Origin of the sequence: Microcoleus sp. A006_D1 (assembly GCF_036702805.1) — a bacterium.
Lineage (GTDB): Bacteria > Cyanobacteriota > Cyanobacteriia > Cyanobacteriales > Microcoleaceae > Microcoleus.
Window position 1 is genome coordinate 1 of the sequence record NZ_JAUBVZ010000035.1, and the last position, 2,464, is coordinate 2,464.

Consider the following 2,464-nt stretch of genomic DNA (forward strand, 5'->3'; position numbering starts at 1 on the left):
TCCCTAAAAATGGCAGTGCCTAATCCTTGCGACTTGGATAGATTTATGGATCTGGTTAGCCGTAATTTACATCAGCCTACAGTCATCCTATTAGATGAAATTGGCGCAGGATTGCAACGCAGTCCCGAATTAGACGATGGGTTTTGGGAGAGTTTGCGCTCTTTGGCGACTAACCAAACAAATGGAAATTTAGGCTTTGTCTTGGCAACTCCAGAATCGCCGATCGAATTAGCGAGCAGCACGGGACATAGTTCGCCTTTTTTCAATATCTTTGGATATACTACAACTCTGGGAGCTATGACAGAAGCTGAGGCGCGGGAGTTGATAGGCAGTTCGCCCATACCTTTTGCTGATGAGGATGTTGAGTGGATTTTGAATCAAAGTAAATGCTGGCCTCTGCTGCTGCAAATCCTTTGTCGAGAACGATTATTTAGTCTGGAAGAGGAGGAAACTGGGGATAATTGGCGCGAAGAAGGGTTAGAGCAACTAAAACCATTTGCTGATTTACAATCTAAATAAACTGAAACTAACATTTTTAGAGCGATACTATGACAACTAATTTACCGATAAAGTTGGAGCGTTTACCCAAAACTTTGCCAAGAGAAGGAGCTGTTAGGGTGGAGTTAGCACAAGGAGTGCTGGTATTTCGCGCTTCTAGGTTTTTCCTGGAGCGAATTGGAATATTAACCGCTAAAAGAAATGTAGCTGAACTCACTTCCGAAGAATTACAAGAATTGCAGGATTATCAAGAATTAAATAATTATCTTAGTTGGGTTAATCAGACAATTATCCATACTTTGCATTATCCCTTGCAAGGGACGGTCGATCGCTACGATGACCCCTTTGAACCTGCTTTACCTCTGAAAGAATGGGAAGCGCTGCAAGGATCGTACTGAATACCCATGCTGAGAAAACTGACAAAATAGGGCTTAAGCACGGATAGTCAGAAACCGGGTTTTTTTACGAAAATTGTTCGTCGCAGCCCGGAGATTAGGTAAAAAACCCGGTTTCTTTGGTCTTGATGTGTAAGCTATGAAAAATTCCCAACCAAAATGACCTCGCCAAATGTGCCGCGCAACGCCTACACCGATTCACCAGAACAGCATCCCAACCTAATTCTGGGTAGCCTGCAACTGCTGTTCTGGCTTTTCTTTCATCCCTCGGCTTGGCAAAATCATCTCAAGCGTATTGACCCTGCTTTAGACCGCGAATCTAACAGCAAAAGACGTTTAAGATGGCAAAATCCAGCTTTGTGGAAGCTACTAATACAAGCATTCCTGGTTTTGCCTGTCCTAGCTAATTCAATTGTTGTTGCCTTAGTGCTTTGGCTACTAGGTGCGCCAGTAGAAAAGATTGCGTCAGGCGTGGCGTGGGGCGTGGCGTGGGGCGTGGCGTGGGGCGTGGCGTGGGGCGTGGCGTGGGGCGTGGCGTCGGGCGTGGCGTCGGGCGTGGCGTCGGGCGTGGCGTCGGGCGTGGCGTCGGGCGTGGCGTCGGGCGTGGCGTGGGGCGTGGCGTGGGGCGTGGCGTGGGGCGTGGCGTCGGGCGTGGCGTCGGGCGTGGCGTTGGGCGTGGCGTCGGGCGTGGCGTCGGGCGTGGCGTCGGGCGTGGCGTCGGGCGTGGCGTCGGGCGTCGGAATAACTATCAACTTATGGCTGCCTGTGCTACTCTATCCGTTTCTCACGGGATGGAATATTCTGCTCTACCGACTCGACAAAGGACGCACAGCTACTAAACCCAGTTTCTTACGTTGGCATTCTGCTTTTTGGGATGAGTGGCAGCGCCTTCCCCTACAAGGCTTAGACAAGCACGTTCTCTTAGTAATAGACCGTAATCCAGAAGAGGGCAAAGCTGCACTCAACTATTTAAGTACAAGCCGCCAGCGTTGGGCAGCACAAGCGGTACAAATTGAACAAGATGCAAGGGAGTTAGAAAACTGTACAGATGTAAGAGCCATCAGTAACGCTCACCGCAGTATACCCATTGGCGAATTAAAAAGTCCAGTTAGCTTCCTACTCAGTAGCTTCAGTCTTATCAGCCAAGACGTAGATGCAGCCCTCAACCAGAAAAGTCCTTACAACCAGCGTTTAGCCCTCAGTCCTGTAGCAGAAAAATTAAACAGTTTAATACGAGAATTCACCCGCAGCAGCGATAAATACTCTGTTCGTTTTCACCCCATCGCTACCCATTGGTCGGAAATAGTCACCAAACGTATACGAGAACTAGCAGAAGCAGTTGAACTTCGCCAAGAAATCGACAGCCCTTATATCATCGGCGTACCCCTGACAGAACAGCAGGAAATCTTCACCGGGCGTACTGATATCGGCACACGCATCGAGCAATTACTCCTAGACCGCCGCCGCCCTCCTTTGTTACTCTACGGTCAGCGCCGCATGGGCAAAACTTCCCTACTCAACAACTTGGGGCGCTTGCTACCGAGCACTATCATTCCCATGTTTGTAGACTT

1 protein-coding gene and 2 pseudogenes are annotated in these 2,464 nt (G+C 49.3%); all 3 read left to right on the forward strand.

All coding sequences use genetic code 11. The features are described 5' to 3' along the window. A pseudogene (locus QUB68_RS29865) lies at positions 1 to 519 on the forward strand (ATP-binding protein); the annotation flags it as partial. Positions 520 to 548: 29 nt separating this feature from the next. Next, positions 549 to 896: a hypothetical protein gene (locus tag QUB68_RS29870; RefSeq protein ID WP_332998552.1), complete on the forward strand. Its 348-nt coding sequence runs from the start codon at positions 549 to 551 to the stop codon at positions 894 to 896. Positions 897 to 1,052: 156 nt separating this feature from the next. Next, positions 1,053 to 2,464, forward strand: a pseudogene (locus QUB68_RS29875) (AAA family ATPase); the annotation flags it as partial.

Bases quoted from the DNA above. Each gene is read 5' to 3' on its own strand.
- QUB68_RS29870 (WP_332998552.1), top strand. From the start codon at position 549: ATGACAACTAATTTACCGATAAAGTTGGAGCGTTTACCCAAAACTTTG.